This window comes from Actinomadura macra NBRC 14102 (genome assembly GCF_001552215.1).
Classification (GTDB): domain Bacteria; phylum Actinomycetota; class Actinomycetes; order Streptosporangiales; family Streptosporangiaceae; genus Spirillospora; species Spirillospora macra.
This window is the reverse complement of record NZ_BCQT01000009.1, coordinates 21,903-35,064: the sequence shown is the minus strand read 5'-3', so window position 1 is coordinate 35,064 and position 13,162 is coordinate 21,903. Positions and strand designations below refer to the sequence as shown.

12 protein-coding genes are annotated in these 13,162 nt (G+C 72.7%); 3 read left to right on the top strand and 9 right to left on the bottom strand.

Annotated features, from left to right (window positions below; all coding sequences use genetic code 11):
* Positions 1–53: 53 nt before the first annotated feature.
* The 5 genes from AMA02S_RS14090 to AMA02S_RS14070 all read right to left on the bottom strand — a co-directional run bounded on the left by AMA02S_RS14090 (position 54) and on the right by AMA02S_RS14070 (position 4,157).
* The gene (locus AMA02S_RS14090; RefSeq protein WP_067457658.1) at positions 54–1,307 is read right to left on the bottom strand and encodes an aspartate aminotransferase family protein; all 1,254 of its coding nucleotides are present in this window, start codon (positions 1,305–1,307) and stop codon (positions 54–56) included.
* 92 nt (positions 1,308–1,399) lie between these two features.
* A complete protein-coding gene (locus AMA02S_RS14085) occupies positions 1,400–2,059 on the bottom strand; it encodes a GntR family transcriptional regulator (protein WP_067457654.1) in 660 nt (219 codons plus the stop codon).
* 23 nt (positions 2,060–2,082) lie between these two features.
* Positions 2,083–2,865 (bottom strand): maleate cis-trans isomerase family protein, encoded by a 783-nt coding sequence (locus AMA02S_RS14080; protein ID WP_067458886.1) that lies wholly within the window; start codon positions 2,863–2,865, stop codon positions 2,083–2,085.
* A gap of 33 nt (positions 2,866–2,898) precedes the next feature.
* Positions 2,899–3,660: a maleate cis-trans isomerase family protein gene (locus AMA02S_RS14075; protein WP_169806823.1), complete on the bottom strand. Its 762-nt coding sequence runs from the start codon at positions 3,658–3,660 to the stop codon at positions 2,899–2,901.
* A gap of 14 nt (positions 3,661–3,674) precedes the next feature.
* Entirely contained in the window at positions 3,675–4,157 is a 483-nt protein-coding gene (locus AMA02S_RS14070) for a DUF3830 family protein (protein ID WP_174550965.1), read from the bottom strand.
* A gap of 261 nt (positions 4,158–4,418) precedes the next feature.
* Here AMA02S_RS14070 and AMA02S_RS14065 point away from each other — a divergent pair, with 261 nt between their 5' ends.
* Together AMA02S_RS14065 and AMA02S_RS14060 are read left to right on the top strand one after the other, a co-directional pair.
* The gene (locus AMA02S_RS14065; protein ID WP_067457648.1) at positions 4,419–5,444 is read left to right on the top strand and encodes a D-2-hydroxyacid dehydrogenase; all 1,026 of its coding nucleotides are present in this window, start codon (positions 4,419–4,421) and stop codon (positions 5,442–5,444) included.
* Positions 5,441–6,847: an amidase gene (locus tag AMA02S_RS14060; RefSeq protein ID WP_067457645.1), complete on the top strand. Its 1,407-nt coding sequence runs from the start codon at positions 5,441–5,443 to the stop codon at positions 6,845–6,847. Before AMA02S_RS14065 ends, AMA02S_RS14060 begins: the two co-directional genes overlap by 4 nt.
* 5 nt (positions 6,848–6,852) lie before the next feature.
* Here AMA02S_RS14060 and AMA02S_RS14055 read toward each other — a convergent pair whose 3' ends face one another.
* From AMA02S_RS14055 to AMA02S_RS14045, 3 genes are all read right to left on the bottom strand, one after another.
* Positions 6,853–7,536, bottom strand: a complete 684-nt coding sequence (locus tag AMA02S_RS14055; RefSeq protein WP_067457641.1) for a DUF1707 SHOCT-like domain-containing protein — start codon at positions 7,534–7,536, stop codon at positions 6,853–6,855.
* Between the two features lie 94 nt (positions 7,537–7,630).
* The gene (locus AMA02S_RS14050; protein WP_067457638.1) at positions 7,631–9,913 is read right to left on the bottom strand and encodes an FdhF/YdeP family oxidoreductase; all 2,283 of its coding nucleotides are present in this window, start codon (positions 9,911–9,913) and stop codon (positions 7,631–7,633) included.
* Positions 9,914–10,041: 128 nt separating this feature from the next.
* The gene (locus AMA02S_RS14045; protein ID WP_067457635.1) at positions 10,042–11,109 is read right to left on the bottom strand and encodes a S1C family serine protease; all 1,068 of its coding nucleotides are present in this window, start codon (positions 11,107–11,109) and stop codon (positions 10,042–10,044) included.
* 114 nt (positions 11,110–11,223) lie between these two features.
* Between AMA02S_RS14045 and AMA02S_RS14040 the strand changes: the two genes are divergently transcribed.
* A complete protein-coding gene (locus AMA02S_RS14040; protein ID WP_067458883.1) occupies positions 11,224–11,739 on the top strand; it encodes a PadR family transcriptional regulator in 516 nt (171 codons plus the stop codon).
* A gap of 74 nt (positions 11,740–11,813) precedes the next feature.
* Here the strand turns inward: AMA02S_RS14040 and AMA02S_RS14035 are convergent, their stop codons facing one another.
* Positions 11,814–13,067 (bottom strand): multidrug effflux MFS transporter, encoded by a 1,254-nt coding sequence (locus AMA02S_RS14035; RefSeq protein WP_067457633.1) that lies wholly within the window; start codon positions 13,065–13,067, stop codon positions 11,814–11,816.
* Positions 13,068–13,162: the final 95 nt, after the last annotated feature.

Below are 13,162 nucleotides of genomic sequence, written 5' to 3'. Positions count from 1 at the left end.
CCAACGCCGCTCCCAGCTTAGAATCGGATTCGGATTCTAGCCCGGGGGCGGTTTCACCCCACCGCGTCGGCGACGGCGGCCGACCACCGGGACAGGGCGTCGTCCATCTGGGCGTCATCGACGATCAGCGGCGGGATCATCCGGACGACGTTGCCGAAGGGGCCGCAGGTCAGCAGCAGCAGCCCGTGCTCGGCGGCGGCCTTGTGGGCGCGTTGAGCGGTCGCGGCGTCGGGCTCGCCGCCCGGCGTGGTGAACTCGCTGGCCTGCATCAGCCCGAGGCCGCGGACGTCGCCGATCACCGGGTGGTCGGCGGCGACCTTGCGCAGGCCGTCGCTCAGCCGGGCGCCCTGGCGCCGGGCATTGGCGACGAGGTCCTCGTCGCGGATGACCTCCAGGGTGGCGAGGGCGGCCGCGCACGCGACCGCGTTGCCGCCGTAGGTGCCGCCCTGCGACCCCGGCCACGCCTTCTCCATGAGGGCGGTCGGCGCGGCGATGGCCGACAGCGGGAACCCGCTGGCCAGGCCCTTGGCCGTGATCAGGATGTCGGGACGCGCGGCCGAGTGCTCGTGGCCCCAGAAGCGGCCCGTCCGGCCGAATCCGGTCTGGACCTCGTCGACGATGAGCAGCGCGCCGTGCCGGTCGGCGCGCTCGCGCAGTCCCTCCAGGAAGGCGGCCGGGGCGGGGATGTAGCCGCCCTCGCCGAGGACGGGCTCGACGACGAGCGCGGCGGTGTCGGCGGGGGAACTGGCGGTGGCGAGGAGGTAGTCCAGTTCGCGGAGCGCGAAGCGGGTCGCCTCGTCTTCGTCCCAGCCGTACCGGTAGGACTGCGGGAACGGGGCGACGGCGACGCCCGGCATCAGCGGGCCGATCCCGGCGCGGAACTTGGTGCCCGCCGTGGTGAGCGCGGCGGCGCCCATCGTCCGGCCGTGGAAGGAGCCCTGGAAGACGACGATGTTCTGCCGTCCGGTGGCGTGCCGCGCCAGCCGGATCGACGCCTCGACGGCCTCGCTGCCGCTGTTGAGGAAGAACAGCGAGTCCAGGGGCGCGGGCAGCACGTCCCCGAGCGCCTCGGTCAGCCGCAGCAGCGGTTCGTGCATGACCGTCGTGTACTGCCCGTGGATCAGCGTCGCCACCTGCTTCTGCGCGGCCTCGACCACCCGCGGGTGGCAGTGGCCGGTCCCGGTGACGCCGATGCCCGCGGTGAAGTCGAGGTGCCGGCGCCCGGCGGTGTCGTAGAGGTACACGCCCTCGCCGCGCGCGGCGAGGACCGGGGTGGCCTGCTTGAGCAGGGGGGACAGCGTCGCCATGGTGGGTGCACTCCCGGACTAAGATTGCAGATTGTCGACAATCTATGCCATCACAGGCTTGCCCTCCTGTCCAGAGCGGGCCCGGCCTGGGGTCAGGGCGGGCGGAGCCGTTCGATGGAGTCGGTCATGTGCTCCTCGATGAGCAGCAGCAGCCGCGCCTCCTCGCCGTCGCCGATCGCGTCCACCAGCCGGCGGTGTTCGTCGACGAGCTCGGACGGCTCGGGGTAGGTGTCCTGGAGCGCGTTCAGGCACATGCGCGTCTCGACCAGCAGCGTGTGCGCCATCCGCTCCAGGCGGGGGCTGCCGGACGAGCTCACCAGCACCTCGTGGAACGCCTGGTCGGCGTCGCTCATCGCGACCCGGTCCCGCTCGCGCGCCGCGTCGACGAGGGCCTCCAGGGCCTCGGTCAGCCGGGCGACGGCCTCGCCCCGGTTCCGCTCCATGATCAGCCGGCACGCCTCCCGCTCGATCGCGAGTCGCGCCAGGTAGACGTCCTCGACGTCGCCCCGGTCCAGGGTGATCACGAACAGTCCGCGGTGCGGCTCGCTGACCAGCAGCCCCTCCTGGACGAGGCGCTGCATGGCCTCGCGCAGCGGACCGCGGCTGATACCGAGCCGCGCGGCGAGCTCGGCCTCGCCGAGCTGCGCGCCCGGTTCCAGCGAGCCGTACATGATCGCCGACCGCAGCTCGTCGGAAACGATCTCGACGGTCGACTTGCGGGGGACGGGTTCCAGCTCACCCAATCGGCCCATCCGCGGGCCCCTTTCGTCTGTATTCAGATAGGTTGCACCGGCACCGGCACCGGCCCGGGAGCGGCCGCGGTGGCGGGCGTCGCGAACAGCGTGCCGAGGCCGGTGCGCGGTCGCGGCCCGCTCGTGCTGGCCGCGAGCCGCAGACCCTCCCAGACGCTGACCTGGTTGGCGGTAAGGACCGGCTTGCCGACCCGTGCCTCCAGGTCGTCGAGCCAGGACACGGTGTGCAGTGCGGTGTCGGGAACCAGGATCGCCTCGGCGTCCGGATGGTTGTTGGCCGCGACGAACTCCAGGACCTCGGCGCGGCCGAGCGTGCCGACCTCGGCGGCGGTGACGATGCCGCGCGCGGACAGCGCCACCACCTCGATGCCGGCGTGGCCGAGGAACGCCCCGAACCGCTCGGCGACGTCGGCGGGGTAGGTCGCGGCGACCGCCACCCGCCGCACGTCCAGATGCCGCGCCGCGTTCACGAACGCGAAGGAGGTACTGGACGCGGGGACCCCCGCCGCCTCGCGCACGCCCTCGACCTGGGCGGCGGCGCCGTCCCAGCCGAACACGAAGCTTCCGCTGGTGCACGCCCACACAGCGGCCTGCACGCCCAGCCCGCGCAGCGCGCGGGCCCCCTCGGCGAGCACGTCGGCACCCCCGATGTCCAGGAGCGCGTCCACCCGGTGGGCGTCCTCGCGCATGAGGGTGTGCACGACCGGCAGGCTCACGCCGCCGAGGGCGCGTTCGATCGCGGGGTAGTCGTCTTCGGCGCTGTAGCCGGGGTAGAGGAACCCGGCGCGCGGTCCGTTCTGGGGCATGTTGTCGACAATCCTACCCTTCTCGATCATGGATCAGGCGGCGGTCGGGCGGGTGAGCTGGATCAGCGACTGCTCGGGGCCGACGGGCGTGCGCCCCATCGCGCGCAGCGACGAGGACATCGTCACCTGATTGGCCGTGAGGACGGGCTTGGCGATCATCCGTTCCAGCGGCGCGATGATGTCGTAGGTCGGCACGTTCGTGCAGCTGATGTACACGGCCTCGGCGTCCGCCCGGTCCACGGCCGACACGGCGTTGACGATCTCGCCGTATCCGACCTTCCAGATATGGCTGAGCAGCCCCATCCCGACGGACGCGACCACGGTGATGCCGTACTCGCCGAGGAAGGAGACGAGCCGGTCGGTGACGGCGTCGATGTAGGGGGTGACGACGGCGATCCGCGACGCGCCCAGCAGCCGCAGCGACTCCACGAGCGCGCCCGAGGTGGTCGCCACCGCCGGCGCGCCCGCCGCCCGCATCGTCCGGTACAGCTCCCGCTCGCCCTCCGCACCCCGGATGAAGCTGCCCGAGGCGCACGCGTACGCGACGGCGAGCGGCTCGGGCGCCAACACGTCCCGGGTCGCCTGCCGGACGATGGAGTGGTCCGACAGCGCGGTGGCCATCTCCACCGTCACCGGCACCGGGACGTACGGCAGCCGGGTCATGAACAGCGACACGTCGTCGGGGGTCCACCGCCACAGTTCACGGTCGAGGGCGAAGTCGAACGGGGCGACCACGCCGACGCCGTGCTGGGCGAGCAGCTCGGGGCCGACGACCAGGGTGGGGTCGAAGGTCATCTGGGCGCCGCCGCTCAGGACTCGGCGCGACGGTAGACCAGGCGTTCTCCCACGGCACCCGACCGCCACACGTCGTTGCACGCCTCGGCCATACGGTCCAGGCCCTCGACGATCGTGGCGTAGACGTTCCCGGGCACCCAGCCGACGTCGCCGTTCAGCAGCAGGTTGTTGCGGCCGTAGAAGATCGCCAGGTCGATCACGCCGGGCAGCCCGTGGATGTTCTTCTCCTCCTTGAACGCCCGGTCGAGCATCCCACCGGGGAAGGAGAAGTACACGACGTCGCCCGGGATGGGCGTGACGGTCGGGTTCTCCAGCCCGACCTCCTCGTCGGTGAACCGCTCCACCATGGTGTACACCTCGTTGCGGGCGTACTTGGCGTGGTAGGCGTCGCCTTCGAGGGGAAGGGCGCGCCACACCGCCTCACAGGTGCGCGGCGCGTCCTTCTCCAGCAACTCGGCGACGCACGAGACGCCGCGCCGCTCCAGTGAAATGGTCATCAGCCTCGACATGCCGGACCTCCCCGCGGACAGGGGTGGGCGAGAGCGTCGCCACCCGAAAGGACTCTTCCGTTAGAGCGCTCTGGGATCCGTCCTGGCCCTGTGCAGCGGTTGCGACGGTCTTGCAGCACGTGGTCATCGCGGCCGTGGATGCTCGTTGGACCGCGCTGATTGTTGACAATCCTACGAAGCCTTCCTAGCGTGTCAATGCCTTCGCGAGTTGCCTTCTTGTTAAATCAACGCTGTTCGGAGGGGTCGCCGATGGAGCAGGTGCCGCCCGCGCCCGCAGGATCGCCCGCCGTGGTGGTCCTGACCGGGAAGGACGGGCCGCCGGGCATGGCCGCGGTGGAGGCGGCGGTGGGGCCGGCGATGTGGGCGTCGATGCGCGTGCGCTACGTGCGTGAGCCGGAACTGGCCGCCGCGCTACCCGATGCCGACGTCCTGTTCCTGTGGGACTTCTGGTCCGGCGCGCTCCCCAAGGCGTGGCCGTCGTCCGGCGGGCCACGCTGGGTGCACATCGCGAGCGCGGGCGTCGACCGGCTGCTGTTCCCCGCGCTGATCGAGGCCGACACCATCGTCACCAACTCGCGGGGCGTCTTCGACGAGCCGATCGCCGAGTACGTCCTCGGGCTCGTGCTGGCCTTCGCGAAGGACCTGCCCGCCACCGTCCGGCTCCAGGACGAGCGGCGGTGGCGGCACCGCGAGACCGAGCGGATCACCGGGGCCCACGCGCTGGTCATCGGCACCGGCCCCATCGGCCGCGCGATCGGCCGCCGGCTCACCGCGGCGGGGCTCGGCGTGTCCGGCGCGGGCCGCACCGCCCGCGCGTCCGACCCCGACTTCGGCACCGTCCACCCGGTGGAGCTGCTGGACGAGGCGATCATCGAGGCCGACTACGTCGTGCTCGCCGCCCCGCTCACCGAGCAGACCCGCGACATGATCGACGCCGCCATGCTCGACCGGATGAAGCCCACCGCACGCCTGATCAACGTCGGCCGCGGGCAACTCGTCGTCGAGGACGACCTGATCGCCGCGCTGCGCGCGGAGCGGATCGCGGGCGCCGCGCTCGATGTGTTCGTGGACGAGCCGCTCCCGCCCTCCTCCCCGCTGTGGGGCATGCCGAACGTGATCGTCTCCCCGCACATGTCGGGTGACGCGACCGGCTGGCGGGAGGACCTGGTCCGCGTGTTCGCCGGGAACCTCCGGCGTTGGATCGACGGGCGTCAGCTGCGCAACGTGGTGGACAAGAACCTGGGCTATGTGGGCTCGAACAGGGGGCGAGGATGACCGATCCGGCGGACCTGACCGCGACCGAGATGCTGGACGGCTACCGGGCCGGGACGCTGTCCCCGGTCGAGGCGACCGAGGCCGTCCTGGCGCGGATCGGGCGCGAGAACCCGCGGCTCAACGCGTTCTGCCTCGTGGCGGCCGACTCGGCGATGGCCGCCGCGCGCGCCTCGGCCGACCGGTGGCGGCGCGGCGCGACCCTCGGCGCGCTGGACGGCGTGCCCGTGTCCATCAAGGACGTCCTGCTCACCCGCGGCTGGCCCACGCTGCGCGGCTCGAAGTCCATCGACCCGTCCGGCCCCTGGGAGGAGGACGCGCCGTCCGTGGCGCGGCTCCGCGAGCAGGGCGCGGTGCTGGTCGGCAAGACCACCACGCCCGAGTACGCGTGGAAGGGCGTCACCGACTCCCCGCTCACCGGCGTCACGCGCAACCCCTGGGACCCCACCCGCACGCCCGGCGGGTCCAGCGGCGGCGCCGCGGCGGCGGTCGCGGCGGGCATGGCGCCGCTCGCGCTCGGCACCGACGGCGGCGGCTCGGTGCGTATCCCCGCCGCGTTCACCGGCACGTTCACCCTCAAACCGACCTACGGCCGCATCCCGCACTACCCGGCCAGCCCGTTCGGCACGCTCGCCCACATCGGGCCGATGACCCGCAGCGTCGCGGACGCGGCGCTGCTGCTCGACGCGGTCTGCGGCCCGGACGCCCGGGACTGGTCGTCGCTGCCCCCGCCCGGTGCCCCCTTCACCGGCGGGCCGGACGAGGGCGCCGACCTGAGCGGGCTGCGCATCGCGTTCAGCCCCGACCTCGGGTACGCCTCCGTGGACCCGGACGTGGCGGCGCTCGTCGCCGCCGCGGCCGAGGTGTTCACCGAGCTCGGCGCCAAGGTCGAGCAGGCCGAACCGGGCTTCGCCGACCCGGTGGAGGACTTCGAGGCCCTGTGGTTCGCGGGCGCCGCCAAGGTCGTCGAGAACCTGCCGCCGCAGGCCCGCACGCGGCTCGACCCGGGCCTGCGCGAGGTCTGCGACCGGGGCGCCACGCTGTCGGCCGGGGACTACCTGGGCGCCACCGCCCGCCGGATGGAGCTCGGCCGGATCATGGGCCTGTTCCATGAGCGGTACGACCTGCTGCTCACCCCGACGGTGCCGATCGCCGCGTTCGAGGCGGGCCGGGAGGTCCCGCCGGGCGCGCCGTCCCGCCGCTGGACGGGCTGGACCCCGTTCACCTACCCGTTCAACATGACGCAGCAACCCGCCGCGAGCCTGCCGTGCGGCCGCACGTCCGAGGGGCTGCCCGCCGGGCTCCAGGTGGTCGGCGCCCGCCATGCCGACGCCCTGGTCATGGCCGCCTGCCGGGCCTACGAGCAGGCGAGGCCGTGGCGGGACGGCCCGCCCCCGCTCGGCTAGCGCCGTCAGGAGGTCTCCGGACCCTCGATCTCGGCGGCCTCGCGGCGCCGCATCTCCTTGCGCAGCCGCTTGTCCTGCTTGCGTGCCCGGCGCTTGACGTTGACGCCGCCCCAGAACGCCAGGCCCCGGACGACGACCTTCGGGGCGCCGGGGACACCGGGGCCGCTCGCCCGCTGGTCGAACCCGCCCATGATGCCAAGGCCCTTGACGTGCACGCTGAGATCGTCCGGCACGATGACCTCGACGCCGCCCATGACGGCCAGCGCGCTGATCGTCACCTCGCCCTCGGTGAACCGGGCCTCACGCAAATCGATCTTGCCGCCGCCCCAGAACGTGAACGCCGCGAACCGGCGGGGGACGTTCCACACACCCGAGCGCCGGAAACCGCTCATGATCCCGATGCCGCCCCGCCAGGACGGGGCACCGTCGACCGGCCGGTAGTCCGTCCCGGACGGGTGCGCGGGCGGGGCGGGCGACCCCGGCACGGGCAGGTCCCGGGTGATCGGCTCCAGTTCCGCGTAGGTCTTGGCCGCATACACCGCGTCCAGTCGCTCGTCCAGTTCCTCCAGGGTCAGCCGTCCCTCACCCGCCGCCTCGCGCAGGACGTGGGCGGCCCGCTCACGGTCGGCGTCGGCGGCCCGCATCTCCGGCCGTCCGGACGGACCGGCGGGTTCAGGGAGGTTCGTCATGCACCGAGCCTAGAGTCTCCCGCGGAACGTCATCAACGGTCGCGCGAGCGTGCCACCGGCCCGCGTGAGAGGGCCCCTCGGCGGGGAATTGCGGCTAACACAGCCGAACGATGATCGACTTGGACGTTGGCGTGTTGCTGATGTCGGCGGTGCTGTCGAGAGGGACCAGCACATTGGTCTCGGGGAAGTAGGCCGCCGCGCAGCCCCGCGCCGTGGGGTAGGCGACCACGCGAAAGGACGGCGCGCGCCGCTCGACCCCGTCCGCCCACTCCGAGACGAGGTCCACGATCGCGCCGTCGGCGATGCCGAGGGCGGCGAGGTCGTCGGGGTTCACGAACACGACGCGGCGCCCCGACGTGATGCCGCGGTAGCGGTCGTCCAGCCCGTAGATCGTGGTGTTGTACTGGTCGTGGCTGCGGACGGTCTGGAGCAACAGCCGCCCTTCGGGGACCCGCAGCACCTCCAGTTCGTTCACCGTCAGGTTGGCCTTACCGGTCGCGGTGGGGAAGCGGCGCTCGTCGCGGGGGGCGTGGGGGAGGGTGAACCCGCCGGTCTTCCGGATGCGCTCGTTGTAGTCGGCGAACCCGGGGACGACGCGGGAGACGTGGTCGCGGATCACGTCGTAGTCGCGCTCCATCGCCTCCCAGCCGATCTCGGAGCCGGACAGCGTGGCGCGGGCGAGGCGGCTCACGATCGCGACCTCCGACAGCAGATGCTCCGACGCCGGGGCGAGCCGTCCGCGGGAGGCGTGCACCATGCCCATCGAGTCCTCGACGGACACCAGCTGCGGGCCGCCGTCCTGCACGTCGCGCTCGGTCCGTCCGAGCGTGGGCAGGATGAGGGCCTGCGTGCCGATGACCGTGTGCGAGCGGTTGAGCTTGGTGGAGATCTGCGCGGTCAGCCGGCAGCCGCGCAGCGCCGCCTCGGTGACCGCCGAGTCGGGCGTCGCGCGGACGAAGTTGCCGCCCATCCCGAGGAACACCCTGGCCCTGCCGTCCCGCATGGCGCGGATCGCGTCCACCGTGTCGAGGCCGTGCTCGCGCGGCGGCTCGAAGGAGAACTCCTTGGCGAGGGCGTCCAGGAACGCGGGAGCGGGCTTCTCGTAGATGCCCATCGTCCGGTCGCCCTGCACGTTGGAGTGGCCGCGCACCGGGCAGACCCCCGCGCCCGGTCGGCCGATATTGCCGCGCAGCAGCAGGAAGTTGACGACCTCGCGGATCGTCGGCACGGAGTTGCGGTGCTGGGTCAGGCCCATCGCCCAGCACACCACGATCCGCTTCGCGGCCAGGACGTCACCGAGCGTCGCGTCGATCTCGTCCCGTCCGAGCCCGGTCGCCTCCAGCACCTCGTCCCAGTCCAGGCCGAGGACGTGGTCGCGGAACCCCTCGAAACCGTGCGCGTGGGCGGCCAGGAACCCGTGGTCGAGCGCGTCCGGCGCGTCCGACTCCAGGAGCAGCCGGTTCAGCGCCTGGAACAGCGCCAGATCGCCGTTCAGCCGGATCTGCAGGAAGCGGTCGGCGAGCCCGGTGCCGCGTCCGGTGACGCCGGACACGCGCTGCGGGTTCTTGAACCGCATCAGCCCCGCCTCGGGCAGCGGGTTCACCGCGACGATCCGGGCGCCCTCCTTCTTGGCGCGTTCCAGCGCCGACAGCATCCGGGGATGGTTGGTGCCCGGATTCTGCCCGACGACGAAGATCAAGTCGGCGCGGTAGAGGTCCTCCAGCAGCACCGAGCCCTTGCCGATGCCGATCGTCTCGTTCAGCGCCGACCCGGACGATTCGTGGCACATGTTGCTGCAGTCGGGGAGGTTGTTCGTGCCGAACGCGCGGACGAACAGCTGGTAGACGAACGCCGCCTCGTTGCTCGTACGGCCCGAGGTGTAGAAGACCGCCTCGTCGGGGGAGTCCAGGGCGTTCAGCTCGGACGCGAGCAGCCCGAACGCCTCGTCCCACGCCACCGGCTCATAGTGCGTGGCCCCGGTCCGCAGGATCATCGGCTCGGTCAGCCGGCCCTGCTGCCCCAGCCAGTGGTCGGATCGTCCCGCCAGGTCGGCGACGCTGTGCCGGGCGAAGAACTCCCGGGTGACGCGCCGGGTGGTGGCCTCCTCGGCCACGGCCTTCGCGCCGTTCTCGCAGAACTCGGCGACATGGCGATGATCACCTTCCGGCCAGGCGCAGCCGGGGCAGTCGAAGCCCTGCTTCTGATTGACGCGCAGCAGCGTCAGCGCTGTGCGGCGCACTCCCATCTGGTCGTAGGACTGGCGCAGCGCCGCCGTGACCCCGGGCACGCCCGCGGCCCATATCTTCGGCTTCGACACCCCGATGCCAGCGGTGTCGTCGGCCGGGTCGAAGTCGTCGGCGGGCGCCTTCCGGCTCATCGCTCACATCCTCGGGATCGGGGGTCTCGGTCCCCCCACTGTGCCACGACCTGGCGTTTCCGGCACCGGCCGGCATTCCGCTGGACGGACGTCAGGACTCCGCGCGTGCCGTCCCGGGCGCGCCCGCGTCACTGCGGCGGGCCGCTGGTGAGGTGCAGGTCGCTGTACTGGCGGGCGCCCTGGGGGGTCGTCCACTCGATGCGGACGGTGTCGCCGGGATGGTGGGAGAGCATCAGGTCGGTGAGCGTGGCGGGGGAGTCGACGGGGCTGCCGCCCAGGGACACGATGACGACGCCGACGGGGACGCCGGCGGCGTCGGCGGGGGTACCGGGGACGACCTCGGCGACCAGCGCGCCCGCGGTGCCGCCGGCGCCGCGGACCTTGACGCCGAGCAGGGCCGTCGGGCCGATGTGGACCGTGCGGGACGCCTGGCCGCGCTGGATCTGGCGGGCGATCTCCAGCGCGCGGCCGGAGGGGATGGCATAGCCCCGGCGTGCGCCCTTCCGCCGCATCTCGGTCCCGCCGGACGCGGCGGTGTTGATGCCGATGACCCGGCCGCCGGCGTCCAGCAGGGGGCCGCCGGAGTCGCCCGGCCTGATCGGGGCGCTGGTCTCGATCAGCCCGGTGAGCCGCTCGGAGGTGCCGTCGCTCTCGTCCCGGGCGGTGACGGCCTGCCCGAGCGAGATGACGCGGCCGGTGACGACGGTGGGGGTACCGCCCTTGCCGCCCGCGTTGCCCACGGCGGTGACCGGGTCGCCGACGCGAACGGTGGAGGCGTCGCCGAACGCGGCGGGCTTGAGGCCGGTCGCGCCGGTGAGCCGGATCACCGCGATGTCGCCGGCCCTGTCGTAGCCGACGACCTGCGCCGGGTAGCCGCGCCGGTTGTCGGTGTCGGTGCCCTTGATCGAGGTGGCGCCCTGGATGACGTGGTTGTTGGTCAGCACGAACCCCGAGGGGTCCAGGACGATGCCCGTCCCGGCGGCGGTGGTGCTGTTGAGGCCCTGCTCGGTGTCGATGTTGACGACGCCGGGCCGGCGTCCGCTGGGCTTGGCGTGCCGGGTGGGCGTCGCGGCGACCGGCGGGGCCTCCGCGGCTTCCTCGACGGGACGGCAGGCGGGGGCGACCAGGGCCGTCAGCGCGACCAGGATGATCAGGACGGCGGCGCGGGCGCCGCGCCGCTCCGGGATCTCGCTCACCGGCGTGCCTCCCTCGCGGTAGTTCCTCCAATGATTCCCGATCTCCCGTGAATAGTCCTTGACGCCCAAGCTGGATAACCGTTATCTATGGGGCTGACCGTTAAGGGGTCGCCCATGCAGGACATCGTGCTCGCGCTGCTGGCCAAGGAACCGTCGCACGGCTACGAACTCCGCGCACGCCTGTGCGAGACGCTCGGACCGCTCGGTGAGGGTCTCAACGGCGGACAGATCTACGTGACGCTGCGGCGCCTGGAGAAGGCGGGGCTGGCCCATGCGCGCGTCGTGGGCCAGATCGACCGCCCCGACCGCAAGGTCTACGAACTCACCCTGGCCGGGCGGGACCGTGTCACCGCCTGGCTGGGCGAGCTGGACTGGGAGCGCGCGGCGCCCACGGAGTTCCACCTGAAGCTGGCCGCCGCAGCCGCGTCGGGCCTCGGCGACCCGGTCGCGATCGTGGAAGCCCAGCGCAGCGAGCTGCTGCGCCGCCTGGCCGGCGCCCAGCGGACCGTGCTCAGCCAGCCGGACGGATCGGGCGCCGGCCTGCTGCTGGAGGGAGCGATCCTGCGGCTCCAGGCCGACCTGCGGTGGCTGGACGCGTGCGAGACCCACTGGACGAAGAGCACGACGTGACGCAGGGCGCCCTGCCTACGCGCGACCTGCCCCGCCACTTCGGCGATCAGAGCATTACTTGGCGTGATGTTCGGTCAGGGGTTGCGGCGGTCGTCTTTCGCCGTGGCGTGCGGTGGGGCGGAGCGGGTGGTGAGGGTGATGGCGGCGGCGGCGAGGGCGAGGGCGGCGATGGTGAGGGACATGGGCATGGCGGTGTCGGGGCCGGCGATACCGGCCAGGGGGGCGACGGCGCCACCGATGGCGAACTGGGTCAGGCCGAGCAGGGCGGAGGCGCTCCCGGCGACGTACGGGGGGCGGTCGGTCAGGGCCAGGGCCGTCGCGTTCGGGATGATCAGGCCCTGACCCGCCGCGACCAGGAACAGCGCGGGCAGGATCCCGGCGAGGCCCGTCCCGGCGAGGATGAGGATCGGCAGGGCCACGCCGCCGCCGGCGATGATCGTCAGGCCGGCGGCCAGCAGCCGCTCCAGCCGGACGCGTCCGGCGAGCATGCCGCTGATCTGGCCGACGGCGATGATGCCGAGCGAGTTGACGCCGAAGACGACGCTGAACCCCTGCGGGGACAGATGGTAGATGTCCTGGAGGACGAAGGGGGAGCCGGAGATGTAGGTGAACAGCGCGCCGAACGTCAGCGCGCCGGCCAGGCCGTAGCCGGTGAACGCGCGGTCGCGGGACAACTCGCGGAAGGTCGCCAGCGTGGCGCGGGCTCCGCCGGTCTGGCGGCCGTCCGGCGGCAGGGTCTCCTTCAGCCCGAGCAGGGCGGCCAGGAACAGCGCGACGCCCATCCCGGCGAGGACGGCGAACACGCCCGGCCAGGGCATCAGCCGCAGCAACTGCCCGCCGAACACCGGCGCGAGGACGGGGGCCAGCCCGTTCACCAGCATGAGCAGCGAGAAGAACTTCGCCGCCGCGACGCCGTCGTAGAGGTCCTGGACGATGGCGCGGCCGATGACGATCCCGGCGGCACCGGTCGCGCCCTGGACGAGGCGCAGCGCGATGAACGTCTCCACGTTCGGCGCGGCGACGCACAGCAGCGAGGTGATCGCGTACGCGGCGACCCCGATCAGCAGCGGGCGGCGGCGGCCGAGCGCGTCGCTGAGCGGGCCCGCGACGATCTGCCCGACGGCGAGTCCGATCACGCAGGCGGTCAGGGTGAGCTGGGTCTGCATCGCGCCGGTCGACAGGTCCGAGGCCAGTTCCGGCAGGGCCGGCAGGTACATGTCGATCGACAGGGGCGCGACGGCAGTCAGCGTGCCCAGGATGAGGAGCAGCGCGAGCCGCCGGTCGGGTGCGGCGGCCCGGGTCTGGGACGGGGTGGCCGTCTGGGACATGGGGGTCTCCGTGGGGGGTCGGCGGCCGGCGTGCATGGCTCAGGCGGAGGGGCGCGGAGCCGATCGGCTCCGAGAGCCTTAACGCGATGACGGTA

Excerpts from the sequence above, each read along its gene's own strand:
- AMA02S_RS14065 (WP_067457648.1), top strand. The coding sequence starts at position 4,419 with ATGGAGCAGGTGCCGCCCGCGCCCGCAGGATCGCCCGCCGTGGTGGTC.
- AMA02S_RS14075 (WP_169806823.1), bottom strand. The coding sequence starts at position 3,660 with ATGACCTTCGACCCCACCCTGGTCGTCGGCCCCGAGCTGCTCGCCCAG.
- AMA02S_RS14055 (WP_067457641.1), bottom strand. The coding sequence starts at position 7,536 with ATGACGAACCTCCCTGAACCCGCCGGTCCGTCCGGACGGCCGGAGATG.
- AMA02S_RS14090 (WP_067457658.1), bottom strand. The coding sequence starts at position 1,307 with ATGGCGACGCTGTCCCCCCTGCTCAAGCAGGCCACCCCGGTCCTCGCC.
- AMA02S_RS14060 (WP_067457645.1), top strand. The coding sequence starts at position 5,441 with ATGACCGATCCGGCGGACCTGACCGCGACCGAGATGCTGGACGGCTAC.
- AMA02S_RS14070 (WP_174550965.1), bottom strand. The coding sequence starts at position 4,157 with ATGACCATTTCACTGGAGCGGCGCGGCGTCTCGTGCGTCGCCGAGTTG.
- AMA02S_RS14035 (WP_067457633.1), bottom strand. The coding sequence starts at position 13,067 with ATGTCCCAGACGGCCACCCCGTCCCAGACCCGGGCCGCCGCACCCGAC.
- AMA02S_RS14040 (WP_067458883.1), top strand. The coding sequence starts at position 11,224 with ATGCAGGACATCGTGCTCGCGCTGCTGGCCAAGGAACCGTCGCACGGC.
- AMA02S_RS14050 (WP_067457638.1), bottom strand. The coding sequence starts at position 9,913 with ATGAGCCGGAAGGCGCCCGCCGACGACTTCGACCCGGCCGACGACACC.
- AMA02S_RS14085 (WP_067457654.1), bottom strand. The coding sequence starts at position 2,059 with ATGGGCCGATTGGGTGAGCTGGAACCCGTCCCCCGCAAGTCGACCGTC.
- AMA02S_RS14080 (WP_067458886.1), bottom strand. The coding sequence starts at position 2,865 with ATGCCCCAGAACGGACCGCGCGCCGGGTTCCTCTACCCCGGCTACAGC.